General features: G+C 59.1%; 20 protein-coding genes and 1 pseudogene. 17 read left to right on the top strand and 4 right to left on the bottom strand.

The features are described from left to right. The first annotated feature begins 151 nt into the window (after positions 1 to 151). The 5 genes from L284_RS31070 to L284_RS31050 all read left to right on the top strand — a co-directional run bounded on the left by L284_RS31070 (position 152) and on the right by L284_RS31050 (position 4,265). Positions 152 to 1,303 carry a tyrosine-type recombinase/integrase gene (locus L284_RS31070; RefSeq protein WP_021233231.1) on the top strand — a complete coding sequence of 384 codons (1,152 nt, stop codon included), beginning with the start codon at positions 152 to 154 and terminating at the stop codon, positions 1,301 to 1,303. Beyond that, positions 1,303 to 1,557, top strand: a complete 255-nt coding sequence (locus tag L284_RS31065) for a hypothetical protein (protein WP_021233230.1) — start codon at positions 1,303 to 1,305, stop codon at positions 1,555 to 1,557. The genes L284_RS31070 and L284_RS31065 overlap by 1 nt, the downstream gene beginning before the upstream one ends. Before the next feature lie 116 nt (positions 1,558 to 1,673). After that, complete coding sequence (locus L284_RS31060) at positions 1,674 to 2,060, top strand: hypothetical protein (RefSeq protein WP_152524622.1); 387 nt, start codon at positions 1,674 to 1,676, stop codon at positions 2,058 to 2,060. Between the two features lie 133 nt (positions 2,061 to 2,193). Continuing rightward, the gene (locus tag L284_RS31055; RefSeq protein WP_235054319.1) at positions 2,194 to 3,546 is read left to right on the top strand and encodes a diguanylate cyclase; all 1,353 of its coding nucleotides are present in this window, start codon (positions 2,194 to 2,196) and stop codon (positions 3,544 to 3,546) included. An 8-nt stretch (positions 3,547 to 3,554) separates the two neighbouring features. Then, positions 3,555 to 4,265 carry a hypothetical protein gene (locus L284_RS31050; protein WP_021233227.1) on the top strand — a complete coding sequence of 237 codons (711 nt, stop codon included), beginning with the start codon at positions 3,555 to 3,557 and terminating at the stop codon, positions 4,263 to 4,265. On the opposite strand, the gene L284_RS47230 is transcribed toward L284_RS31050, so the two are convergent. Further along, entirely contained in the window at positions 4,252 to 5,310 is a 1,059-nt protein-coding gene (locus L284_RS47230) for a glycosyltransferase (protein WP_268745342.1), read from the bottom strand. The genes L284_RS31050 and L284_RS47230 overlap by 14 nt on opposite strands. 9 nt (positions 5,311 to 5,319) lie before the next feature. Further along, a complete protein-coding gene (locus L284_RS31045; protein WP_160172103.1) occupies positions 5,320 to 6,447 on the bottom strand; it encodes a radical SAM protein in 1,128 nt (375 codons plus the stop codon). Positions 6,448 to 6,999: 552 nt separating this feature from the next. On the opposite strand from L284_RS31045, the gene L284_RS31040 reads away from it, so the two are divergent. The 12 genes from L284_RS31040 to L284_RS46825 all read left to right on the top strand — a co-directional run bounded on the left by L284_RS31040 (position 7,000) and on the right by L284_RS46825 (position 23,883). Further along, positions 7,000 to 8,214 (top strand): tyrosine-type recombinase/integrase, encoded by a 1,215-nt coding sequence (locus tag L284_RS31040; protein WP_021233225.1) that lies wholly within the window; start codon positions 7,000 to 7,002, stop codon positions 8,212 to 8,214. Positions 8,215 to 8,290: 76 nt separating this feature from the next. Beyond that, positions 8,291 to 8,704 (top strand): MbcA/ParS/Xre antitoxin family protein, encoded by a 414-nt coding sequence (locus L284_RS31035; RefSeq protein ID WP_031341705.1) that lies wholly within the window; start codon positions 8,291 to 8,293, stop codon positions 8,702 to 8,704. 2 nt (positions 8,705 to 8,706) lie between these two features. Further along, positions 8,707 to 9,417 carry an RES family NAD+ phosphorylase gene (locus tag L284_RS31030; protein WP_021233223.1) on the top strand — a complete coding sequence of 237 codons (711 nt, stop codon included), beginning with the start codon at positions 8,707 to 8,709 and terminating at the stop codon, positions 9,415 to 9,417. Further along, the gene (locus L284_RS31025) at positions 9,407 to 10,312 is read left to right on the top strand and encodes a 3'-5' exonuclease (RefSeq protein WP_031341704.1); all 906 of its coding nucleotides are present in this window, start codon (positions 9,407 to 9,409) and stop codon (positions 10,310 to 10,312) included. Before L284_RS31030 ends, L284_RS31025 begins: the two co-directional genes overlap by 11 nt. Positions 10,313 to 10,607: 295 nt before the next feature. Then, positions 10,608 to 11,543 (top strand): bifunctional helix-turn-helix transcriptional regulator/GNAT family N-acetyltransferase, encoded by a 936-nt coding sequence (locus tag L284_RS31020; RefSeq protein ID WP_021233221.1) that lies wholly within the window; start codon positions 10,608 to 10,610, stop codon positions 11,541 to 11,543. 545 nt (positions 11,544 to 12,088) lie between these two features. After that, entirely contained in the window at positions 12,089 to 14,995 is a 2,907-nt protein-coding gene (locus L284_RS46830; RefSeq protein WP_152524620.1) for a PAS domain S-box protein, read from the top strand. 3 nt (positions 14,996 to 14,998) lie between these two features. Continuing rightward, positions 14,999 to 15,364, top strand: a complete 366-nt coding sequence (locus L284_RS31015; protein ID WP_021233219.1) for a response regulator — start codon at positions 14,999 to 15,001, stop codon at positions 15,362 to 15,364. Between the two features lie 315 nt (positions 15,365 to 15,679). Then, positions 15,680 to 18,970, top strand: a complete 3,291-nt coding sequence (locus L284_RS0123880; protein ID WP_021233218.1) for an ATP-binding protein — start codon at positions 15,680 to 15,682, stop codon at positions 18,968 to 18,970. Beyond that, positions 18,954 to 19,340 carry a response regulator gene (locus L284_RS31010; protein WP_021233217.1) on the top strand — a complete coding sequence of 129 codons (387 nt, stop codon included), beginning with the start codon at positions 18,954 to 18,956 and terminating at the stop codon, positions 19,338 to 19,340. Before L284_RS0123880 ends, L284_RS31010 begins: the two co-directional genes overlap by 17 nt. Positions 19,341 to 20,458: 1,118 nt before the next feature. Further along, positions 20,459 to 21,901, top strand: coding sequence for an ATPase domain-containing protein (locus tag L284_RS31005; protein WP_021233216.1), 1,443 nt, complete (start codon positions 20,459 to 20,461; stop codon positions 21,899 to 21,901). A gap of 37 nt (positions 21,902 to 21,938) precedes the next feature. Beyond that, positions 21,939 to 22,307: a response regulator gene (locus L284_RS31000; RefSeq protein WP_021233215.1), complete on the top strand. Its 369-nt coding sequence runs from the start codon at positions 21,939 to 21,941 to the stop codon at positions 22,305 to 22,307. A gap of 58 nt (positions 22,308 to 22,365) precedes the next feature. Further along, a complete protein-coding gene (locus tag L284_RS46825; RefSeq protein WP_021233214.1) occupies positions 22,366 to 23,883 on the top strand; it encodes a PAS domain-containing sensor histidine kinase in 1,518 nt (505 codons plus the stop codon). An 81-nt stretch (positions 23,884 to 23,964) separates the two neighbouring features. Here the strand turns inward: L284_RS46825 and L284_RS30990 are convergent, their stop codons facing one another. Both L284_RS30990 and L284_RS0123870 read right to left on the bottom strand, forming a co-directional pair. Further along, complete coding sequence (locus tag L284_RS30990) at positions 23,965 to 24,504, bottom strand: hemerythrin domain-containing protein (protein WP_021233213.1); 540 nt, start codon at positions 24,502 to 24,504, stop codon at positions 23,965 to 23,967. 41 nt (positions 24,505 to 24,545) lie between these two features. Continuing rightward, positions 24,546 to 24,813, bottom strand: a pseudogene (locus L284_RS0123870) (hypothetical protein); the annotation flags it as partial.

Below are 24,813 nucleotides of genomic sequence, written 5' to 3'. Positions count from 1 at the left end.
CAGGCCTCCTCCACCGTCCGAACTACCCAAAATTTGCCGCTGTAGCCACTCTGGGAGCCGAAATCTGGCTCCCGGCCCCGCGCCCTTGCGTTCGCGCTGCGGTGCCCAGCGGCGTCTTCATTTATACCACTTGCAGAAGGAATCCTGAATTATGCCAAAGGCTAAGCTTGATGCTGCCCTGTGCCTCACTGCCCGATGCGTTCCGGGCAAGAAACGCACTGATTACTACGACACCTCGATTACAGGCTTCACGCTGGAATGCCGTGCTAGCGGCTCCAAGGCCTTTATCCTGCGCTACACCAACGAATACGGTAAGCAGTGCCAGCGGACGATCGGCATGTACGGCGACATCACGTTCGATCAGGCCCGGCGCGTTGCCCAGCGGTGGCGCTCCGAGGTTGTGCTGGGCGGTGATCCAGCCGCCAAGAAAGCCGAAAGGAAAGCAATCCCGACATATGCCGAGGTGGCCCGTCAGCACATCGAGCACAACGAGACGTACCAGAAGACGCCCCATAACACCGAGCGGGTAATTCGATGCCACCTGCTGCCTCGCTGGGGCAAACTGCGCCTCAACGAGATTACCTCGCAGGCGATAGCGTCATGGCTAGCGGAACTGCGCAAGACCCTCGCACCGGCCACAACTGAGAAAATCCGGGTGACGTTCAACCGTTCGTTCGAGCTGGCTGCGAAATGGAACATCCCCGGCGCTCAGGTAAATCCGGTGAGAGCCGTCCCGAGGCCGAGATTTAACAATAAGAAGGAGCGCTTTCTCACAGCCCAAGAGGCCGAACGGCTGGTGGCTGCCTGCAAAGAATCGGCCAATACCCAGCTTGCCTCTATCGTTCAATTACTCCTGCTTACCGGGGCCCGTAAAACGGAAATCCTTACTGCGCGGTGGTCGAACGTCGATCTTGAACGGCGTGCTCTTTACCTGCCGGACACGAAGACCGGGAAGCCACGGTATGTCCCGCTTTCCGCCGATGCCGTCGAAGTCATCAAGGGTCTGCGACGATGGGAAAATTGTGATTGGCTGGTGCCAAGTCCTGTTACCCGCAAGCCCTTTACGGATTTGAAGCGCCCGTGGGATTCGGCTCGCGAGAAGGCAGGGCTTCCCGATGTTCGCATCCATGACCTTCGCCATAGTGCCGCGAGCTTCATGGTGAACAGTGGTGTTGATTTGTATGCTGTCGGACGCATCCTTGGGCATTCCAGCCCAGATACGACTCAACGCTACTCACACCTTGCAAACGACACCTTGCTGTCTGCCGTTGAGGCCGGGGCCGCCAAGATGAAGGCCGCCTGATGTACGCGGACGAATTGCAGCAGGAGCTTTTGGCGCTCGACACGGTCCTCCAGGATCGCGAGGTCAACCGAAACGAACGCGCCACCATCTTGATCGCGGAATGCCTTGGGTCGGGGCCTATTCTTGGACCAGAGATACTCGATCGCCTGCATCAACTCGGCTTCGATCGAAGGCATGTCGGCATCAGGCTCGAACGGGACAAGGGCGGACCTTGGCGACGCACCGATGACGGCCACTACCATCTGAATCCGTAACCACTTCTCCCCGGACTTGCTGCCTGCAGGTTCGGGGATTTCTCTGACATCCGCCGACGCCCTTGCGTGCCTATTTTCTAGGCATGGATCGTCGCGGCTTTTCTCAAGGAATCGATATGACACAGCAGCAATTCGCCGGTCGGACATGCACCGAGTGGAACCGAGACTGGAAGCCTCTGAAGGGCGGCCTCGGTCAACGCCATGCCGATCTACGCGGATCAGTCGGTGTTTTCCGTCTCCGCCTTGGCAAAGAGGTCGTCTACATCGGCTGTGGCCGGGAATATTCCAAAGGCGGCCTGATGAAGCGCCTGTTCGATTTCAGCCGGGAAAGCGACAGCGGGCGTAAGCATCATGCAGGCCAGAAGATATACGAACACCGCGCAACTCTTGAGGTCGATGTGATCGTAACCGGCACCGACTATTCCGCCGGGGTAATCGCCCAGCGCCTGAAGGGAGCCTTGCTTGGCATGAAGAAGCCCGCTTGGAACGTCGCTCGCACCTGAACCTACCGCCCCGGATTTGCCATGCGCAGGTCTGGGGCATTCCCTTATTATTTTTGTGATTTTACCGATGCTACAGCGCCGATTTCCATGTTCCGCTTTATCCTCTATGGGCGGTGACCTACGGAACGCCCCTTTGAAGGAGGCAGATGAAGATTCAGGAGATGGCTTGGTGACCGCGTTAAAAAACATTGTGGAGGCTAATGCCGATGATCTGGTCGCCCTTTTCTACAAAACCCTACTGCAGGATGACGAAGCAAAGCATTTCCTGAATTACTCAGTCGTCGAAACGCGGCTGACCTCTTCTTTGCGGGCATGGCTGGTTGAGTTGCTCGGCCCTAGCGACATTCGCGAGTCACCGGACATCCAGGACAGGCAGAGGATTGTCGGCGAAGCCCATGCAAGAATCAAAATTCCTGTCCATCTTGTGATGGAAGGAGCCCTTGTTATCAAATCGCGCCTCGCTGAACTGATCGCCGTGGACATTGACGATGCAGCGGCAGCGATAGCCAATGTGCAACTGGTCAATGACCGCATCGACACGGCGATCATGCTCATGAGCAAGGCATACATGCGTGATGCAACAGCGCGCGCCAGATTGGACGAAGCCTATCGGTTGTTTTCGCTCGACCAGGATATCGGCATTGAAAAGGAAGCGCAGCGAGCATCCCTGATGCAATGGAGTCAGGAAACGCTGTTTGCATTGTTGGGAGGCTCTTTGAGTCTGTCAAAACTATCGACATCTCAGTTCGGGCTGTGGGTACGCCACCGTGCAGGACTAATGTTTGAACGCTCGCCTGCTTTTGAGAACCTCACAGCGGAAATTGGTAGGATTGACAATATACTTCTCCCTAAGATTGAATCTGGTAATGGGAGAAGTGGCGACAATGATGCTCTGCATCAATTACATTCTGCTGTTAACGAAATACTATTCATAATGAATGACCTCTTTCAGGTCCTGAACTCGATGGAAAATGGTCGAGATCCATTGACACGTGCCCTTAACAGGCGATTTTTGCCTTCCATATTGGGACGAGAGATCACCATTGCTAATCAGAACAAAAGCGCCCTAACCATTTTGATGGTGGATGTTGATCATTTCAAGAGCATTAATGATCGCTTCGGCCATCAGATAGGCGACGTTGTTCTGAAGCAAGTTGCACAGGTTGTGATGGAGAACGTCAGGCCCAGTGATTTCGTATTCAGATATGGTGGGGAGGAGTTTTTGATAATTTTATCGGAAACGCATCTCAATGAAGCTAAAGGAATAGCTGAAAGAATTCGCACTGATCTTTGCGATAGGGAGCTTGACGCTGAAGTACCTCAGGTATTGAAGGTTTCTGCATCGATCGGCATTGCCGAGCATTTGGGGCACCCTGATCAGAACTATCTGATAAAGGCTGCCGACGAGGCTTTGTATCAAGCGAAAGCAAACGGCAGGAACAGAGTTGAAATCGCAGTTGCAATGGCGCTGTCCGAAAATCGGTAGAGGCGGTCATGATCGAATTCGTCGCCCCGGCGCATGAAGACTCGGCCCTTGCCCAATCACCCCTGCTGCGCGGTGCGTTGCTGACCCTCGGCTATATCGTCGAGCATGGCCCTATCGGTCTGACGCAGAGCAAAGCGCTGAAGCGGTATTTCGTGACGTGGGCTGCCGAAACGTTCGACTGGCCGTATTACACCGCCGATGACCTTTACGGGGTCAACAAGGTGCTGAACGAACAGGACTTCCCGCCGCTGATGGTGCTGCATGACCTGCTGGTGAGTGCCAAGCTAGCTCAGCATCGCAAGGGCTTCCTCCATATCACGAAGATGGGCAAGGATCTGTTACAGCATCCCGGCAACCTCTGGATCGCCTTGGCCCATCATATCCTCTTCGTCCTCGATCACTCCCGATACACGCGGTATGGCGACGAACTCGCCGGGGATTGGCTGCTGTTCCTCAACATCATCAACGTCGAGGCCCATACTGGCCTGACCTACGAGCGTTTTGCAGAGGTGCTGTTCGGCGCTGGGCCGGAAGATCATTGGGCCTATGCGCTGGCCTACATCCACATTCTGCGCCCGTTGTGCTGGCTGGGACTTCTGGACGAAACCCGCCACGGCGAGCCCTATCCGACAGAGAAGCTGTTCACGAAGACCGCGCTTTGGCCTCGGGTCATTCAGGCGGAATCCGACAAGGTGTTGCCGGACGTCACCCGCCATTGACCCCCGTTCGCGCCTCGGACGGTGCTCCCAGCCTATGATAGAGGCCAAGCAATGGTAGTGCCCGTTGGGCCAGTGAGAAATGCTCGGCACGGGCAAGTGCGGCGTTTCGTAACTGTAATCGCAATCCCGGTTGGTTGATAAGCTGTTCCACCGCAGAGGCAATTGCCGCTGGGTTGCGGCGGGCGATAAGAACCCCAGCGTCACCAAGCAAATTTCGCACCCCGCCCACATCGGTCGCGATGCAGGGAAGGCCTGTCGCCAGCGCCTCGATCAGAGCTAATGGTGTGCCTTCATGATCGGACGGCAGAACGAATGCATCGAGCCGTTTCAGCCATGTGGCAATGTCGCTGACGTCACCACTGAACTCAACGTTCAACCCTTTAGCGGCGCTTCGTAGACTTACTTCCTCCGGGCCTTGACCTGCGACCAGCAGACGGCATGGCACTCCCCGGTCTTGCAGAAGCCTTAGAGCCTCGAAAACATCCCGATGACGCTTCACCGGATGCAGCCTTGCCGCTATGCCAAGGGTGATTGGCTGACAAAGGTTGCGGCTCCCGGGCGGGCGATATTGGCGTAAGTCGATGCCGGGTGGCACGACCATGATGGGTTTGTTCGACCATGGGCGGAATCGCCGAGCCAAATCATCTGATACGGCAGTCACACTCTGAGCACGCCGCAATCCTCGGACGATCGAAGGAAGCCACCGCCATCCTTGCCCTAGTGCGATGTGAAGCGTGACGATGGACGGCACTTCTTTCATCGCATGTGCCGCCAGCGCGCCAGCAATGTGCCCCTGCGCATGAAGGACGTCGACCTTTTCGTCCGAAAGTAGCTTGCTCAGATCCGCGCTGAAGTTTTTGCTCCGCCGGTCGATGTGGTGCTGCGCGATACCCGGGAGTGCTATCTGCCGACCTTGAGCGGCTGGATCGTAGGCGATGACCATGGGCTCAATCCCATGGTGGGGACTGATCCCGCACAAATCTGCGACCATGCGCTCCCGCCCTCCCGTAATGAGGTTGGGGAGCAAATGAGCAACCCGCAGCACGATCGGAATCTAGCCCGCAAGCCGACTTGCCGCATCCTTGGTGTACTTCCTCAAGGAAGGAGCATGTTTTTCCACGCGTGAGGCCGCTTCGCAGTGACAGTTAGGACAATTCAGCTTGAAGGCATCCCTTGCGGCCTCATGGTGCTGATCGGTGTAGAGTATCTCGCTAAGCCGCTTCTCGTGCAGATTGCCGAGCGGGAAGGTGACGTAGCACAGCATAACCGACCCATCGGCTCCGACCCACAGTAGTTTGCGGGCGTCGCAAGGAATACGCATATTCTCCTGCTCCAGCGCCCAGTCGGCAAACGAGGCCAGCGCAACTTCGCTTTCGGTCAGCAGGTTTGGTCGTGCGCGCTTCAGCTTGAGAAGGTGAGTGATGACGCGATCGACGGCGGGCTTGTCTTCGGGACGGAACTGAAGCTCACGCTCAGGGCCTTCCTGGAAGTAGGGCAACGAGTAATGCACGACATCGACATGGATGCTGGCCTGGAAACGATCGGCGAAGGCGACCATTTCGTCCACGGCTTCGATATTCGCAGACCGCCGGCTAAGCAGAAAGTTGAACTGAATATCCAACTGGTCCGGACCAAATTTCTTTCGTGTGTTGGTCAGGCTCTCGACCAGCCGGTCAAATCGGCCTGGACGCTGCACATATTCGTCGAAGGCCCCGTTCTCGCCATAATAGCCGATGGTCACTTTCCTCAGACCAGCGGCATGCAGCGCTTCAATCTTACGATCGAGGATCAGGCCATTCGTCGTCATGTAGCAGCCAACACCAAGCTCTTTCGAAATCTTGACCATTTCCACGACGTCGGGGTGCAACAGAGGCTCACCGCCATATAGGCGCACCGCTGGAACCTTGGCAGCGGCGGCGTCTTCCAGCAACTCCCGAACGGTCTGCAGCGGCAGTTGGGAGCCCGGCATGAAGTCGCGACCGTACTTGCAGCCTTGGCAGCGCAGATTGCAATGCGCGGTGATCGCGATCGTGATCTTCTCAGTGTTGGCGCGAAGCAACGAGGGCCACGCAGAAGCGGCGCTGCTGATCATGCGCTCCTTGGCGCGATAGCCGAACTTCAAAGCCGGAGCAGTTGCCGGAATGGTTCTGGCCAGCGTCCTAGCCATACTGTCGATCGTCATAATTGCCCGCCTGTTCGTCATGGTGGCGCTCGAACGCGCTCATCGTTAGCGCCATCCCCCGATGTTCTTTTGATATCAAAGGGAAAGGGAGAGGTGTATCATATGTGGACAATGACACATAGGAGCGTGAGCGGGCCTACATAGCGGTGTGTGCGAGGGAACATATCCGGGTTCTGCCCGGGTCGAAATTCGAACTTTCACCGAGCCAAAGTGCTTTCGGTAGGAAGACGCCCAGTTCGGATTTCGGCACAATCTGGGTATCGCTTGGGCGCCCCGGAGAATTGGGCGATTTCCGGCATCAAGAGCCTCGGAAACCTTGGATTTCTGCCGTTCTATCGCTCGTGTTCGTAATGATGGGGTCACGTGTTCGAGTCACGTAAGCGGCACCATGACACCCCCTTGTCAAGCGTTTTTTCGCTCCAAAAACCCCCAGAAATCAGGCATAATTGGTCATCGGCTTTCCGGTGACGTCCCCCTTTGTCCACCTCCGTCCAGGTGAATTGGGGGCCCCGAATCGGGGGCCTTTCCGACACTATCGAGTCGAGGCCCCCAATGCTGACCACGATCCAGATCAACGCCCTGAAACCGCGCGAAAAACCGTACAAGGTTGCGGATGGAAAGGGGCTCTATATCCTCGTCAACCCGAACGGGTCCTTGCTCTGGCGGGTCAAGTTCCGGTTCCATGGCATCGAGAAGAAGATGGCGCTTGGGCGCTATCCTGATGTCGGCCTGAAGGAGGCGCGTCAGAAGCGCGATGAGGCGCGCGAACAGCTTGAAGGTGGCGTTGACCCTCTGGCAGCTCGAATCCTGGCCAAGATCGAGGCCGAAGCTGCGGCACGCACCACATTCCGTGTCGTCACAGACGAATTCATCGAGAAGATGGAAAGGGAAGGGAAGGCCCCCGCCACGCTTAAGAAAATGCGCTGGTTTCGAGACGAACTGCAGCCCTCCATTGGTCATCGCCCCATTGCCGAAATATCAGCGCACGAACTCCTTAAGGCTCTCAAGCGCTTTGAACGCAAGGAGCACTTTGAATCCGCCATCCGAGCGAGGTCGTTCTCGGGCCGCGTGTTTCGCTACGCGGTGGCTACCCTTCGCGCCCAGCACAATCCGGCGGACATCCTGCGTGGCGCCCTGATTACGCCGAAGGTGAAGCATCACGCGGCATTGCTTGAACCGGCAAAGGTCGGCGAACTCCTGCGCGCGATCGATGGCTATGGAGGCAAAATCGAAACGCGTATCGCCTTGCAACTTGCTCCCCACGTCTATCTTCGTCCCGGCGAATTGCGCAAGGCGGAGTGGAGCGAGATTGATTTTGATGCGGCCGTTTGGCGGGTGCCCGCCGAACGTACGAAGATGCGCAAGCCCCACGCCGTGCCGCTCTCGACCCAGGTGGTCACACTGCTTCGAGAGCTGCGGGCAATGGGCAACCTTGGCAGCTACCTGTTTCCTGCCAATTCCACCTTTCTCAAGCCAATCTGCGAAAACACGTTGAATGTCGCATTGCGCCGCCTCGGCTTCACGCGGGATGAGATGACATCTCACGGCTTTCGTTCCATCGCGAGTACATTGCTGAATGAAAGTGGGCTTTGGCACCCCGACGCGATCGAGCGCTCGCTTGCACACCGAGAGCGGGACAGCGTTCGTGCAGCCTACCATCGAGGGGCGCATTGGGAGGAACGAGTCCGCATGGCGCAATGGTGGTCCGATTATCTTTGCAAGCTGCGGGACGGCGCCGAGATCATCCGCCCCAAGTTCGGAACCTGACCCGCCCAGCAAACCCGCTCGCTTACTCTTGCCATTTGGCACGGAAATAGTAATATCGTGCCATATGGAGGATCAAATGACGCTGCTGCAAGCTATCGATACAGCTCCTACGCCGTTCCGGCCGGAGCCGATTACGCAGGAAGAAGGTGGTGCACTCTTCCGTGCAGCACTCAATCTGTTTTCTCGCTGGGGCATAACGGACGAGCAGGCGGCAGTGCTGACAGACATGCCGGTGCGCACCTTTCGTCGTTGGAAAGCTGAAGGGCCAGGACGTATCTCACGTGATGGACTGGCGCGGCTGTCCAACCTTATCGGAATTCACAAGGCGCTGAGGATCATCTTTCAGGAGCCTCAGCGGGGTTATGACTGGGTCAAGGCTACCAACGCCGCCTTTGACGGAGCCAGCGCGCTGCAGGTGATGCTCGGCGGTGAACTCACGGACATCATGCGGGTCCGGCGTTATCTCGATGCGGAGCGCGGCGGCTGGTGACAATGAAGGGCATGCCCTTGGTCAGCAAGGTCGAGTGGGCGGGGGCGGTCAGGATCATTCGCAGCGTCTTTCCTCCGATAGACCTCTTCGAAGACATCGCGGATCCTGCGGATTGGCCTCTTCTTCTCTCGGCCGAGCAGAAGACAAACCCGCGTATCATGGCAACGATCGGGAACATCGACCTTGTCCCGCCCAAGCGTAGGGTCGGCGGACCCGGGGCTTCCTATCTCATGGCGTCGTTCACCCATGTCAGCACGGATCGGCCGAGCCGGTTCTCTGCCGGGCATTATGGCGTGCTCTACGTCGCACGCAGTTATGAAACGGCCCTGTTCGAGACGATCCACCATCACGCACGCTTCATGGCCAAGACCGCTGAGCCAGCGGGATGGACGTCGCAATTTCGAGAGATCATCCTGGCAGTCCACGCAGATCTCCATGACTTGCGAGGTGAAACCTCAAGTGCTGCCTTGGATCCGAACGATTACTCTGCAGCCCAGCAACTAGCGACCAACCTTCGGAGCGCCGGTTCGGATGGAATTGCCTATCCCAGCGTCCGGCATCCCGGCGGCGAATGCGTAGCGCTATTCCACCCTGACTGCGCCTCGCACCCCCTTCAAGGGCGCCATCTTGATTACCACTGGGACGGCCAGAGAGTTGATCTTGTCCGGGACGCCGGCAAGGGCACTGTGTTCCGGGTCATCGATGCTTCGTGAGGAAAGAGCTTATCGGACGAATGTCGCAGTGACTGAGCGCCATGACAAGATGATCGCGGAATTGGACGGTCATCCTGACTTCAAGGTGCTGCGAAAGCTTCGCCCGGTGGCTGCCTTTCATCAAGCCGATCCTGGGGCGGGCAGCCGGATCGGTGTGGCGATTGATGTGGAAACAACGGGGCTAGATCGCGAGGTCGATCGCATCATCGAACTTGCCGCCCAGCGGTTCCGGTTCGACGTGCGAGGGCGCGTTATTCAGGTGGGTCTTCCGCGAGTGTGGCGCGAGGACCCTGGCATTCCACTAGACCCGAAGATCACCAAGCTTACCGGCCTGACCGATAGCGACCTAGCGGGACAAGCGATCGATGAGGCGGCGGCGGTGGAAATTCTTTCATCGGCCGACATCATTATCGCACACAATGCCGCATTTGACCGGCCCTTCGTCGACCGCCGGCTCCCGGCAGTCGCCGGCCAGCCTTGGGCGTGCTCAATGGCCGAACTGGACTGGCTGGAGCTGGGCTTCGATGGTCGGGCGCTCGCCCATCTCCTTTCGCAATGCGGTTGGTTCTACGACGGCCACCGGGCGGAGAATGATATTCTCGCCTTGATCTACCTTCTTTCCCATGCCGCACCCGATGGTGAAACGATCCTCTCCCACCTTGTCACATGTTCGCAGAAGATGACCTATCAGGTGAATGCCATCGATGCGCCATTTGACGCCAAGGATCGCCTGAAGTCGCGTGGCTATCGCTGGAACGCCGAAATGCGGTTCTGGTGGAGAGCGGTTTCCGAGGAAGAAAGCGAGCCTGAACGCACTTGGCTTATGAGCGAGGTCTATGCGGGCTACGGTGAGCCGGCCTTCATCCCGATCAGCGCACATGAGAGGCACCGCTGATCCGTGGCGGTCAGTGTAGCCGCCGGATCTCGGACAGAGCCGCTATTCCCAATAGCGCTTCCGAATGGCTAAGTAGGCCATAAACCGTCAATGGTCTGTTGACACTAGATCGGTGGGACGAACGTCCGTTCCCAGGTTAGCGATTCGTGCCCTGAAAAGGCTGACGCGCGTGCATAGCGCATCGATAGCTTATACAGGCTGTGAAGTATTGTTAGCGCAAAGACACACAGGATGTTGACTCAGTCAACACTAGGCCGTTACATGTTGACAGAATCAACATGTAACGGAGTGACGCATGAATGAGAGCGACGCCGATGAGGTAAACCAGCTTAGAAGCTTCAATCGAGTTTATACCGCCCATCTCGGACTGCTCGAGGCGCACCTCGCCAACAGCAGGTTCTCGTTGAGCGAAGGGCGCATCCTATATGAATTGGCTCATCGCCAGGAGCCCACTGCCGCTGACATTGGACGGGCGCTGCGCCTGGACCGGTCGCAAATAAGCCGCACACTAAAACGGTTTACGGAGCAAGGGCTAATAGTCTCGCGAGAAGACCCCTCCCATGGCCGCAACCAATTGCTGTCGCTCACCGCCGAAGGCAGAGCGGCGTTCGAAAAGGCAGATCAGGGCGCGCGTGACGGCGTTGCAAGGCTGTTGGATGCGCTACCGTTTTCGCGCCGCGCGGAGTTGCTCCAGGCAGTTTCGTCGGTCAAAAAGCTTTTGGAAGCGAAGAACCCGCCTGTGCTCACCCTGCGGGAGCTTCGGACAGGCGATCTCGGGATGATCGTTCATCGCCAGGCCGTCCTCTACGCCGCGGAGTATGGCTATGATGGGAGCTACGAGATCCTGATCGCACAGATAATCGCAGACTTCCGCCGCGCCTTCGATCCGAGTCAGGAAGCCGCATGGGTTGCCGAACTGGACGGCAGGATGGCGGGGTCGATCTTCCTCATGCGCTCGCAAGAGGCAAGGACTGGCAGGCTCCGATTGCTCTACGTCGAACCGCACGCGCGAGGTACCGGTGTGGGCGGTCAGTTGGTAGAGGCTTGCGTAGAACGGGCCCGGACTGCCGGCTACGATCACCTGGAGTTATGGACCGACAGCCAGTTGGCTTCGGCACGTCGGCTTTACGCCCGCTCTGGTTTCACGCTGCGTGATACCAAGACCGAACGGCATTTCGGCCAGGACATCGGAAGCGAAACCTGGGTGATGGATCTGCGAACCGGTTCGTAAGAAGAGCCTGTGCTATGGGGTGGGTTCAACGAGTAGAATCCGCGGTGATCTGGGACAAATCTGCCGTTCCTTACGGGTCACCTGTATGGCGGCTACAGCGCCTGACCTGCCGGTCGGTTGCGATCCAATGTTGGTCGTTCGACTACTAGGGCGATCCGCCTGGAAACGGCGGCCTGACCCGTGCTTGGCCGCAAACCATAGCACCCGCCGACATCGCCAGCTACCGACGTGCACTACCGGGTCGCCGTCGCTCGTCCTTCACGAACTCGGCTCGGCAGTTCTCTCTTGGTCACAGCAATGGGCATGTTGCGTTACCACTGGTGAATGGTTCCACCAAGTCCGATACTTTCTGGTTTTGTGACGCGTTACCATTCGGCAGTATGCGAGCCGAACCGGATGAAGCGATCTGGATGAGGCTGGTGAAGGGATTGGGCGTATGATGGGCTGGCCGGCTGATGATGCCGAGATGGGCGCGCGCATTCGGGTGAGCGGCGCTCAAGCGAGTGCGCGCCGCTCCCGTTTTCTTGAGGCGCCGGGGGATTGCAGTGACCAGCCCTTCTGATCCCTTTCCTTTGGGCGCCGGAGTCGAAGACGTCCTGACCACCGCCGAGCTGGCGAGCCGACCCTCCCGAGTTCCAGACTACGAAGCAGAGAGTCGAGCGCTCGGCCTGCTGGCCCATGAGATGGCCACAAATCCGCGGGGCGTGCTCCAGAAATGCGCCGAGATGGTCATGGATCTGTGCCGCGCGGATTCAGCCGGAATTAGCATCCTGGAGCCCGGCGGAACGAGCGGCATGTTCCGCTGGCACGCCGCGGCAGGAGCGTTTGCGCCCAACCTTTTTGGCATGATGCCCCGGGAGGCGAGCCCCTGTGGGACGGTGATGGAACGCGACCGGGTCCTCCTGTTCAAAGAGGCCGAGCGGGTCTTCCCCGCCCTTCGAGATGTCGAGCCACGCATCTACGAGAATTTGCTCGCTCCGTGGCATGTGAAGGGCGAGGCGGTTGGAACTCTTTGGGTCATCAAACATACTCCGCAAGGTCGGTTCGATGCAGAGGATGCACGCGTCCTGCAAAGCCTAGCCCGTTTCGCCGCAGCCGCGCTCCAGATGATCTCGGCGATCGATGCGGCGACTGTCCGACAGGCGGAACTGGAGCAGCGCACCGACGCTTTGAGCGAGATCGAGGAGCGGCAGACGTTCCTGTTGAGGCTCTCCGACGCCGTCCGCCCGCTGGCTACTCCCGCCGACATACAGGGCGCAATCACCGACCTGCTTCGTGAACGGTTGAACGCGGATTGGTGCTACTACGTCGACTGGGACTCGGATACAAATGCCGGTCTGGTGCTTCGCGGCAGCGTGCGCGAAGGGCTTCCGACACTCGCGGGTGTGCATGACGTGTCCGACGCGCCTGAATTCCTCGAGCTCCTGACGGGCGGCGCCGTGCTTATGGTTCGCGACTACGCAAGCTATGAAAAGCTGCCCAGGCGTTTACGTCAGAAGTTCACTGCCTTCGGCTTTCGGTCAATGATCGTGGCTCCTCTGTTCGCCCGAGGGCGTCTGGTAGCCTCTTTGCTGGTTGGCGACACTAAAGTTCGAGAATGGTCCGCGAGCGATTCGTCCCTCCTGGTTGAGGTCGCCGAACGCACTTGGGCCGCGATCGAGCGCGCGTGCGCTGAAGAGACGCTGCGCGGTAGTGAAGAGCGCTTCCGCCTGATTGTCGAGAATGCGCGCGATTATGCCATCTTCACCCTTGATGCCGACGGGCGCATTGCCGATTTGTTCCCGGGCGCAGAGCAGGTGTTCGGCTGGAGCCAGGCCGAGGCACGAGGGCAGGCCGCTGACATCACCTTCACCGCCGAGGACCGCGCGGCGGGCGTGCCGGCGCAGGAGCAGGCGACTGCGCGTGACAACGGCATGGCCCCGGATGTGCGATGGCACGTGCGCAAGGATGGTTCACGTGTCTTCATCGAAGGTACTACGAACGCCATTCGCGACCCTACTGGCAAGCTGCGCGGGTACCTTAAGATCGGCCAGGATGTCACGGAGCGCCGAGCTGCCGAGCAGGCGCTTCGCGAGAGCGAGGAGCGCTTCCGGCAGTTCAGCGAGGCCTCGTCCGACATTATCTGGGTCCGCAACGCAGAAACCATGGCTTTCGAGTACGTCAGCCCGGCATTTGAGACGATCTACGGCCGCACGCGGGCATTGGTCGGGGACGAGCTTGAACGTTGGGCGAGCACCCTTCACCCTGACGACCGAGACCGCGTGCTCGCCAACCTCGACCGGGTCCGGGCCGGAGAGCGCGTCGATTACGAGTTTCGCATTGTGCGTCCCGATGGCGAAGAGCGTTGGATCGAGGACGTCGATTTCCCGTTGCGTGACTCTGACGGTCGCATCACCCGCATCGGCGGCATCGGCCATGATGCGACTATCGGCAAGCAAGCGGCCGGCGCGCTGGAGGAAAGCGAGCGCCGCGCCCGCACTTTGATGGAGGGCATTCCTCAGCTCGTCTGGCGCTCAGAGGACGAGGGCCGCTGGACCTGGTCGAGCCCGCAATGGCAGGACTGTACGGGACAAACGCAAGAGGAGAGCCTCGGTCTCGGTTGGCTCGAGGCATTGCATCCGGACGATCGTGAAACGGCGGTGCAGGCGTGGGGCGCAGCGCGCCAGAACGGCATCATCGACATTGATTTTCGTGTGCGCCGCGCTCGAGACGCCGCCTTTATCTGGCATCATACTCGCTCCGTGCCGGTCCGTGACGAGCAGGGCCGCATCGTCGAGTGGCTGGGCACTTCCACCGACGTTCACGTCCTGCGGGAGATGCAGGAGCGCCAGCGCGTGCTCGTAGCTGAACTGCAGCACCGCACCTTCAACCTTATGGGCATGGTTCGCTCTACGGCGGACGCAACTATCCGCTCGAGCGCCAGCCTGGATGAGTTCAAGGCGATGTTCCGCGAACGGATTGCGGCGCTAGCACGTGTGCAGCGCCTTTTGTCGCGACTGAGCGAAGCTGACCGGGTTACATTCGACGAGCTGATCCGGACAGAGCTGGAGGCGGCTGGCGCGCTGGAGCCGGACAGTCGTGTCACGCTGGCGGGACCGGAAGGTGTAGCGCTGCGATCCAGCACCGTGCAAACCTTCGCTATGGCTCTTCACGAGCTGACCACCAACGCGGTCAAGTACGGCGCCCTAAAGCAGCCTGGAGCTCACCTGAGTGTGCGGTGGCATATCGAGCGCCGGAATGCCGATCAGCCCTGGCTGCACGTCGATTGGCAGGAAACTGGCGTTGTTATGGCTTCGACAAGCGCGAAACCGCAGGGCACAGGTCAGGGGCGTCGCCTCATCGAAGAGGCACTGCCTTATCAGCTCAACGCCGAGACCACCTATGTTATGGCAGACGATGGCGTCCGCTGCTCTATCGCGCTGCCCGTATCGGCGCGTAACCTGCGGAGTTGAAACATGACGCTCAGTCACCGACGTATCCTTGTTGTCGAAGACGAGTACATGCTGGCGATGGACCTTCGACGCGACCTCGAAGACGCCGGCGCGGAAGTGATCGGTCCTGAGCCTTCGGTAGCCCGCGCGCTCTCTCGGATCCCTAGCGAAACGAAGATCGACGCTGCCGTGCTCGACGTGAATCTTGGTGATGAGGAGGCGTTTCCGGTCGCTGACGAACTCACGGCTCGGGGCATCCCGTTCGTATTCGCCACCGGATATGGCGACGATGCGGTTGCATTACGCTTCCCTGGTGTGACGACATGCAGCAAGCCGTTGGACGTGCAGGCTATGCTCCGAGTTTTGGAAACGCTGACGCGCGACGCCTGAGCTCGATCGAACTGCAGATCGCGCCAACTTGCCTACCCGGAACGTTTCGCTGACAAGGTGAAGAACGGGCGAGATGTTGTTTCAGTCGCAGCCGATCAATTGTATGGCACCTGGTCGCCCGAATGGCGTCTCCTGCCAGGTCCAGACATTACCGGCGGTTCTGGTGAACGACGAGCTCTGGTCGAGATCGTCAAATCTGGCAGGTCCGGGAAACGATCTACGTATTTTTGCACACTTCTGAAATTCTGCGATCGAAAATTATTCTGCGGCAATAAGGCACTTTTTGATGGAGGGGACGTTGATGGCACGCCATCAATGCCGAACCTCGTCCCGACAGTCCTTCCTGAAAGCCTGCAATTGCCTCTTATCGATACGCCGGGCGAGCCTTCGGCACAGCAACTTTTCACCGGCTCCGGCGAAATCCGCTCAATAGGTCGGGATCTGAATTGGGCACAAACGCCTTTGGGGTCGGTCGACAGTTGGCCGCAGAGCCTTCGCTCGACGGTAAGGACGTTGCTGTCGTCACAGTATCCGATGGTTCTGACTTGGGGCGGCGAATTCACCCAGATCTATAACGATGCCTATTCCAAGCTGATCGGAGACAGACATCCTGCCGGACTTGGCGCCGACATTCGGATAACGCTTGCAGAGGCATGGGGGACGCTTGGCCCGATGATCGAGCGTGTGATGGCGACGGGCGATGCGAACTGGACACCGGCCTTACCCCTGGAGATGCATCGTTCTGGATATAGGGAAGAGGCCTATTTTTCGGTGAGCCACGCTCCGGCGGAGGATGACAATGGTGTGATCACCGGAATGCTTGCGGTGTGTTCGGAGGTGACTGAGCAGATAGTGGGGGAGCGCCGCCTGAAGCTGCTTCGCGAACTCGCTGCCCGGGCAGCCAGCGCGGTGCAGACGAGGCAAGCCGCGCTCGACATCATGGGCGCGCTTGCGGACGATCCGCTCGACATACCTTATGCTGCGCTGCTGCTGCGCACTGCAACCGGTCTTGAGGTCGCCGCGTCCTTTGGTCTTGCGTCCGATATTCTCAGACAGATGGAAGACGAAGGCGATCCTTGGGGAATATCCGTTGGATTGAATGGCTCAAGCTTCGTCATCGACGCGGCCGACACCCACGTATCCGTGCATGGCGGCACTTACCTTGACCCTGTAGTCTCAGCCATTTGCCTGCCCGTGCTGGGTGAGCAGAATACGGTCGATGGTCTATTGGTGTGCGCAATTTCGCCCAACCGGGCTCTCGACGAGGCGTACCGGTCCTTCTTCGAGCTGGTAGGTGGGCAGGTCTCCGTTGCAATCCGCAATGCCCGGGCTCGTGAACACGAGCAGCGCCGTGCGGCCGAAATGGCCGAACTCGATCGGGCCAAGACGGCGTTCTTCTCCAACGTCTCGCATGAATTCCGAACCCCGCTCACGCTGATACTCGGCCCCCTTGAGGAAGCGCTGAGCGACAAGCCCACCTCCATGACGGCGCATCGCGATGCGCTTGAACTTGCGCATCGCAATGCGCTTCGCATGCTGCGTCTCGTGAACACCCTTCTCGATTTCTCCCGAGTGGAGGCGAGCCGGATGGCAGCGGCGCCCGAGCCTGTCGATCTGGCTGCGCTGACGGTTGACCTAGCCTCGAACTTTCGGGCGGCGATCGAAAAGGCCGGTCTGAATTTTCGTGTCAAGGCGCGGCCGCTATCGCGGCATGCCCGCGTTGATCGCGAGATGTATGAGAAGATCGTGCTCAACCTCGTTTCCAACGCCTTCAAGTTCACCAACGAAGGGTCGATCGAGGTCCGTCTAAGTGAGACAGACAATGCTGCCGTACTGAAGGTCAGTGACACCGGCGCTGGTATTGCCCCCCACGAACTTGATAACGTGTTTGTTCGGTTTCATCGCATCGCCGGGCAGAAGTCTCGCAGCCACGAAGGCTCAGGCATCGGCTTGGCGCTGGTCAAGCAGCTGGTCGAACTCCAGGGCGGATCCATCGTGGCTGAGAGCGCGGGTGAAGGGCGCGGCGCAGCATTCACGGTTACGCTCCCTCTTACGCAGCCGGGAACGGGCTCCGCTCCCGTCGGCACAGGTGAACTTGAAACAACCTCCGTTCGCGCGAGTGCTTACGTCGAGGAGGCATTGCGATGGCTACCTGAGGAGTCACCCCCTCTGTCAGAGGCCGCGCCAAAGCGCCCACGGATCCTGCTGGCCGATGACAACGCCGACATGCGCGCCTATGTCCGCCGACTGTTGACACCGCATTTCAACGTCACCGTCGCCGCTGACGGCGCTCAGGCTCTGGCTTTGGCCCGCGAGACGAGGCCGGATCTTGTGCTGTCGGATATCATGATGCCGCACTTGGATGGATTCGGGCTCCTTCGCGCGCTTCGAGACGACCCGGCAACGCAAACCATCCCCGTCATTTTCCTCTCCGCCAAGGCGGGTGAGGACGCCCGGATCGAAAGCCTCGAGGCAGGCGCAGACGATCATCTTGTTAAGCCTTTCAGCGCTCTCGAACTACGCGCGCGTATCGGCGGGGCGCTCGACCTTGCCGAGTTGCGTGGCGAAAAGGCGGCCCGTGAGCGGGTTTCCCAGGCGCGCGAGCAAACCGACCTTGCGCAGGCTGCGCGGTGGCGGAGCGAGCAGCACCTTCAGGCGCTTACCGACGCCCTGCCTGTGCTGATCTCGCATGTAGATCGCGACTTGCGCTATCGATTTGTAAACCGCGCGTACGAAGGATGGCTGGGCCGCCCCATCGACGAAATCGTCGGATCGAGGGTCGAGGACATGATTGGCTCGGAAGCGTTCGGCCACGTTCAACAGCATATTGACGCCGCGCTGGCTGGCACGGAGATCCAGTTTGAGACCTTCATGCCGTACTCCGGCATCAGGCCGAGACATATTCGCGTGGATTATATCCCGCAACGCGGGCCTGACGCCTCGATTGAGGGCTTCTATGGGCTTGTTCAGGATATAACCGAGCGCAAGCTTGCTGAGCGGCATCGCGAACTGTTGGTCGATGAGTTGAACCACCGCGTGAAAAATACGCTTGCCGTGGTACAGTCAATTGCCGCGCAATCCTTCAAGGGGGATCGCGAGCCTGCCGAGGCGCGCGCAGCATTCGAGGGCCGCCTGCTCGCGCTGTCTGACGCCCATAACCTGCTGACGCAGGAAAGCTGGGATTATGCCATGCTGGCGGATGTCATCGTCAATGCGATCCGACCATTTGGTGAGGCCCGTTTTGATGTCGCTGGACCGGCAATCGCCCTCGAACCGAAGGCCGCTGTGAATATAGCGCTTGCCCTTCACGAGCTTTGCACCAACGCCGCCAAGTACGGCGCTCTATCAACGGCGAAGGGGCGCGTGAGCGCTTCCTGGTTTCTGGAGGAAGGGCCGGATCCCAAACTCCATCTGGCTTGGGAGGAGCACGACGGTCCGCCAGTTACCGCGAGATCGAGGCAAGGCTTCGGCTCGCGGCTTATCGAGCGCGGCCTTGCAGCCGAGCTTGGTGGCACTGCAGGCATGTCTTTCGCACCCGCCGGCTTGAAATGCCTCATCACAGCGCCTCTGGCCAACCTGGGGGGCCGCAATGTCTCTCGCGGGTAAGCGCGTGTTGGTCGTTGAGGACGAGATGCTCGTAGCCATGAACATCGAAGACACGTTGACCGAACTAGGCGCAATCGTCGTCGGCCCGGCCATGCGCCTGGATACCGCGCTGGATTTGGCTGGACGAGAAGACTTCGACTTGGCCATGCTGGATGTGAACATCCACGGCGGTCGGTCCTACCCGGTTGCCACGTTGCTGAAATCGCGCGGCGTGCCCTTCATATTCGCCACGGGCTATGGTCACGCGGCCGATGCGGACGAGTTCAGCGACATCGCCACGTTGGCAAAGCCCTTTCGTGCCACAGATCTTGAGCTAGCCCTCTGCAACGCTCTTCACTCATCGTCGAAACCTCCAATTTCGTGGCCATAACAGCCTGATGGGGGGGCGGCGCGAAAGGTGGCTTTCGATAGCGTGCAATTGCGCGCATCCCGCAAGTTGCACCAGCATAAAAACGACGTCCATGCTCATGGCAGCCGCGGCGCTGGCCTGCACGATTGCTGCTTGTGACGGTCGAGGGAGAAGGCAGGTGCCGCAAGGGATGAGGCCGCGAGTTTGCGCCCATCGCCGTTCCTCTGACATGGGATGAACTGCGCGATCGACCCGCCTTCGCACTAGCATATCGGTGGCAGCGCCGAAATGCTGAAGCGAGCGTCATCCAAGAACCTCGCACACTGGGGCGGGCAGACCAGGTTTTGGCGGATCTGCAGCAACGGACAAACCCTAGCCTCAATTCAAAAGAAAAGGCCGGCAAAGCCGGCCTTTGAGTTTGGGAGAGGATGCCTGAAAGGCGGAGTCATACTGCATCTGCGAACACCTTTGTGCAAGTGCGAAATCAAACCGTCGTTATCGGTCTCGCGGGTCACTATGGGATGTTCATGCTTGCCTTTGTTCTGGGACGGTGCGCGGGATCGCCGCCGCCTCCCACGTTTTTGGCCTACACCACGCGCACATAGACTTTGGGTGCGCACTCCGCTGCCGCTAGCATGGAGGATCTTCCTGTCCGGAAGTGGGAAAACTCGCACTAAGTACGTCGGGGACAACCTATATCATCTCCTGCTTCGGTGACTTGACTTACCCAAACTGCCGGTTGCCTTCTAACCACCGGGCAACGGATTCAATAGGTCGCGAGAGATCACATTGGCTCCTTTGGAAGTACTGGTGCAGCGCCTCAGAGGGCTGCAGTTTGAAATGCCGGGCATCGACATATCAGAGCCCTGGCAAACTCCTTTCACCGCAGAGCGCCACAACTGGACGTGTTCGTCCTGTGAATGAGGCCGAGACCCGACACGGGACTCGTTGACGCTCTGAACCGGATTGAAGACTTGAAGCATGATCTGGCGCTGGTGAAATGGGGCGCGAAGCGACCGCCCTCCCGTAGCAGGCGGCGGTAATCTCAAAAAAGTCCTCGACCATCCTGACGGTGGCTTTGCAGGCTGCTATCAGCGCGAGACGGCCTACTGGCCACTACGCGCTGATGAGGTTATTTCGTGACGCAGACCCTTCCCCGCTTTTCGACCGGGATCCCTGGCCTAGACACCGTTTTTGGCGGCGGCTTTGTCGAGGGGGCCTCCTACATCGTGCAGGGTCAACCCGGGGCCGGCAAGACGATCCTGGGCAATCAGATCGCCTTCGCGACGGCAGCGGCCGGCAAGAAGGTGCTCTATGTCACTCTCCTCGCCGAGACGCATGATCGTCTATTCCAGTCGCTTTCGACGCTGAACTTCTTCGAAAAGGATCAGCTTGGTAGCAACATCGTGTATGTCAGCGTTTTCCAGACCCTCGCCAAGGAGGGGTTGGGGGCCGTCGTCGATTTGCTGCGCAAGGAAACCAAGCGCCAAGGCGCTTCGCTGATCGTCTTCGATGGCCTTCTCAACGCGCGTGACCGCGCGGAGACAGACCTCGACGTCAAGACCTTTGTGGCGGAGGTTCAGAGCCAAGCCGCGTTTGTCGGTTGCACCGTCCTCTTCCTGACCAGCGCCGGGATGCACGACGATAGCCCGGAGCACACCATGGTAGACGGTGTGCTCGAGTTGCATGACGAACTTGTGGGTGTCCGTACCGTACGCCGCCTCCGCGCCCGTAAGTCAAGGGGCAGCGCTGCTTTAGGGGGTTATCATCAGTACGAAATTGGCAACGAGGGTATTTCGGTATTCCCGCGGATCGAAGCCGCGTTTCATATACCCTCTGCGACCGACAATCCGGATCCAAAGCCGCTACGTTCTGGAATTCAGGGCTTCGATGAGATCACCGGCGGCGGACTTCCGCGAGGCTCGATCACGTTGCTCATCGGTCCTTCGGGATGCGGTAAAACATCTTTTGGCCTGAATTTCCTTTCGGCCTCCTCCCGACAGGAACCCGGCCTGCATTTCGGCTTTTACGAAACGCCGGAACGTCTGTTGCTCAAGGCGAGCGCACTGGGCCTTGATCTCAAGGGAAATGTCCAGAGGGAAGAGGTCGATATCTTGTGGCAGCCGTTAACGGAGAACCTCATCGACAAGATGGCCTATCGCCTCCTCGATGCCGTCTCGGCCCGAGGCGTAAAGCGGTTGTTCCTCGACTCTTTTGGCGGATTTGAGCGTGCAGCCGTCCACCGGCCTCGCCTGGTGGAATTCTTTGCAGCCCTGACGAACGAATTGCGGGCTATGGGTGTTACGACTGTTGGCACGTGGGAGTTGCGTGACCTCTTCGCGTCCGAGGTTGCAGCGCCAGGACCGGAGATTTCCAGCCTGCTCGATAACCTCATAATGATGCGCCAAGTCGAAATCCGCTCCGAGTACAAACGGGTGTTGTCCGTCCTGAAGATTCGCGACCAGTCGTTCCAGGCTGCTCCCCAGGAGGTCTATATCGATGGGCAGGGCCTTGCGATCAGGGGACAGTTTGAACAAGCCACCGGAATTTCGACCGGGTTGGCCAAGCCCCTCGAAGCATGACGACTGTCATGGACAAAACCCCGCAGCGGAGTTCTCCATGAAGATAGTCGTTGCCGAAGACGAGTTCCTGATTGCCGATTTGCTGGTGGTCAGCCTGGAAGATGCTGGCCACGAAGTGCATGACGCCGCCCACGGCGCAGATGCGCTGAAGCTGGTACGCACCGTAAAGCCCGATTTGGTCATCACGGACTTCATGATGCCACTGATGACCGGTCTCGAATTGGCCGAAACGATGAAGGCTGACAGCTCCCTGCAAGGCATTCCCATCATCTTGGTGAGCGGAGCACAGGGTGCCATAGCCAGATCGCGTACCGATCTCTTTGACCTGGTTTTCGACAAGCCGTATGCAATGGACTGCTTGCTCACTGCTGTCGCTGGCCTAGGTAAGGAAAGGGGACAGCCTTAATGCTGCGGAAGTCGTTACGGGTATGGACGGGGAAGAAGGATCTGAACAGCGACGGGCATTGAGCGCTGCCGATCGGCTCGCAGCCATCATTGAGTCTTCCGACGACGCCATCATCGGCAAGACCCTCGATGGCATCATTACGGACTGGAATGCCGGCGCCGAGCGGATTTTTGGCTATGCTCCCAGTGAGATTGTAGGCGCCTCAATCCTCACCCTGATCCCGGAGTATCGCAGGTCTGAAGAAGACGAGATCATCGCGCGTCTCAAGAACGGGGAGCGTGTTGAGCATTTCGAAACCCTGGGGCAGCGCAAGGACGGATCACTGATCCATATTTCGCTTACCGCGTCTCCGATTAAGACGGCCGACGGGCGGGTTATCGGTGCCTCAAAAATCGCCCGCGACATCACCGCGCGCAAACAGACCGAGGCCCTGGTTACGCAGCAATCCGACCGCCTGCAAACCCTCTACCGTGTAGCCAGCGAAATCTCCCGCGATCTCGATCTTGATCGCATCGTCCAGTCGGTCACCGACATTGGCACCGAACTAAGCGGCGCCAAATTCGGCGCGTTCTTTTACAATGTCACGAATGCTGCCGGTGAATCTTACCAGCTCTATACCCTTTCGGGCGCAGCGCGGGAGGACTTCAATTTCGGCATGCCTCGAAATACGGCAGTTTTCGGCCCAACCTTTGCAGGCGAAGGCGTAATCCGCTCCGATGATATCCGGAAAGATCCACGCTACGGGCACAGTGCCCCGCACTACGGCATGCCGGCGGGGCACCTTCCCGTCGTCAGCTATCTCGCGGTGCCTGTGACGTCAGTGTCGGGCGAAGTGCTCGGCGGGTTGTTTTTTGCTCATGATGAGCCCAGGAAGTTCACCGCTGACACGGAAAACCTTGTCTCCGCGATTGCAGCCCAGACCGCTGTCGCCATGGACAATGCACGGCTGCACAAGGCTGCCCAGCAGGAAATCGAGCAGCGCAGGCGTGCAGAGGAAGCAAATGAACTGCTCCTTCATGAACTGAAGCACCGAGTCAAAAACACGCTGGCGACGATCCAGGCGGTGGCCATGCAGACGTTTCGCGAGGCCCCAAACGCGGAGAAGGAGGCATTCAACGCGCGCCTTTTCGCCCTGTCTGAAGCTCATGATCTGCTCACCCAGCGGGATTGGGAGCCGGTCGCCGCCACCCATATCGTTCAGCGGGCGGTATCGCCGTTCGCAGCTGAGGCCGATAAGCGGTTTGAACTTAGCGGGCCGGAAGTGGAAATCTCAGCTGACCGCGCGCTTCAGCTTGCCATGGTGCTTCACGAACTGGCGACGAACGCAGCGAAGTACGGGGCCCTTTCCAATCTAACCGGAACGGTGAGTATTGCCTGGGAGCTTCATGTTGAGGGCAATATCGAGTTCCTGAAGATCCGATGGCTTGAGACGGGCGGGCCTGAAGTAGCCTCCCCAGATCGAAGAGGTTTCGGCTCGCGGATGATCTCACGCGCCCTTCGCGGCGAGGGCTGCGGGGCCGAGTTCGATTTTCGCCCCGATGGCTTATTCGTCCGACTCCGGTTTTCTCTTACCTGAGCTGCCTTGAGATATGGTGGAAAGGGCGCGTCGCAATGCAGCGCACCCTTGTAGAGAGCCGTCGGGCTCACCTCCATGGTCTTAGGGGTGGCTGCCCATGTATCGTGCATATTCCTCACTGTAGCGGGCCGTGACCAGCGCCAGCTCCTCAGGCGAGGCGGATTCTGCCAGTGTGGTGAACCACGTGCCCTCCTCCGAATAGACGTGGTGGGCCACCGCGCTTTCAATGTGTTCAAGTTTGTCGATATAATCCTGGCTCATGGGATCGACACGCTCCAGCAGGCCCATTTCCATTTTGGCGGCAGACTGTTCCTGATACGCCAGTTCCGCGTGACCAACCTGATGGTCGGCTGCGAGAGCCGGGTAGACGGCCGCCTCTTCGGCGAGCGAATGGGCGGTCAGTAACAGCCCGAGCTTCTTCTGCTCGGCGCGCCGGGACGCCGGATCGTTCGCCGCTTTGACCGCCGCAAACTGTGCCTCGATCTCTCGATGATGTGTAAGAATCTGCGAGAGCCAGTCGCCCGTCAGGGCCGCTGCCTCGGCTTTCTCACGGGCTTTAGCACGTGCTTCAGCGCTCTCGGGTGGTGTGATGGCCGCTATGGCCTTGTCGATGATGGACATGATCGTCTCCGTTCGAGGGCGTGGCGTTCGATGGCCAGATTTCAGGCAACAGGAGCCCCAAGCTCGACCTCGACAGGACCGAATGTCCGCGTGGTCGGCGTGGGCAGGCCGTTGGCTTCGAACTGCGCTTGTAGCTCGGCCTTTCGCTCGGCCATCTGAGCGCCGAGTGCATCCAGATCTACGTCAGCCGCGCGCGCCTGCGCGAACATGCCCTCCTTGGGCATCTCTTCTTCATGAACGTGATGTTTGATTTCCTCGGTGTCAACCGGCGCGCAAAACTGACCCCCTATCGGCGCCCAATATTGACCC

This window comes from Novosphingobium lindaniclasticum LE124 (genome assembly GCF_000445125.1).
GTDB classification, from domain to species: domain Bacteria; phylum Pseudomonadota; class Alphaproteobacteria; order Sphingomonadales; family Sphingomonadaceae; genus Novosphingobium; species Novosphingobium lindaniclasticum.
Note: the sequence above shows the minus strand (reverse complement) of the source record. Positions and strands in the feature narration are given on the sequence as shown.

Bases quoted from the DNA above. Each gene is read 5' to 3' on its own strand.
- L284_RS31070 (WP_021233231.1), top strand. From the start codon at position 152: ATGCCAAAGGCTAAGCTTGATGCTGCCCTGTGCCTCACTGCCCGATGC.
- L284_RS31040 (WP_021233225.1), top strand. From the start codon at position 7,000: ATGCTGACCACGATCCAGATCAACGCCCTGAAACCGCGCGAAAAACCG.
- L284_RS30990 (WP_021233213.1), bottom strand. From the start codon at position 24,504: ATGTCCATCATCGACAAGGCCATAGCGGCCATCACACCACCCGAGAGC.
- L284_RS31065 (WP_021233230.1), top strand. From the start codon at position 1,303: ATGTACGCGGACGAATTGCAGCAGGAGCTTTTGGCGCTCGACACGGTC.
- L284_RS31020 (WP_021233221.1), top strand. From the start codon at position 10,608: ATGAATGAGAGCGACGCCGATGAGGTAAACCAGCTTAGAAGCTTCAAT.
- L284_RS31060 (WP_152524622.1), top strand. From the start codon at position 1,674: ATGACACAGCAGCAATTCGCCGGTCGGACATGCACCGAGTGGAACCGA.
- L284_RS31010 (WP_021233217.1), top strand. From the start codon at position 18,954: ATGTCTCTCGCGGGTAAGCGCGTGTTGGTCGTTGAGGACGAGATGCTC.
- L284_RS31000 (WP_021233215.1), top strand. From the start codon at position 21,939: ATGAAGATAGTCGTTGCCGAAGACGAGTTCCTGATTGCCGATTTGCTG.
- L284_RS31025 (WP_031341704.1), top strand. From the start codon at position 9,407: ATGCTTCGTGAGGAAAGAGCTTATCGGACGAATGTCGCAGTGACTGAG.
- L284_RS31035 (WP_031341705.1), top strand. From the start codon at position 8,291: ATGACGCTGCTGCAAGCTATCGATACAGCTCCTACGCCGTTCCGGCCG.
- L284_RS0123880 (WP_021233218.1), top strand. From the start codon at position 15,680: ATGCCGAACCTCGTCCCGACAGTCCTTCCTGAAAGCCTGCAATTGCCT.
- L284_RS31050 (WP_021233227.1), top strand. From the start codon at position 3,555: ATGATCGAATTCGTCGCCCCGGCGCATGAAGACTCGGCCCTTGCCCAA.
- L284_RS31030 (WP_021233223.1), top strand. From the start codon at position 8,707: ATGAAGGGCATGCCCTTGGTCAGCAAGGTCGAGTGGGCGGGGGCGGTC.
- L284_RS31015 (WP_021233219.1), top strand. From the start codon at position 14,999: ATGACGCTCAGTCACCGACGTATCCTTGTTGTCGAAGACGAGTACATG.
- L284_RS31045 (WP_160172103.1), bottom strand. From the start codon at position 6,447: ATGACGATCGACAGTATGGCTAGGACGCTGGCCAGAACCATTCCGGCA.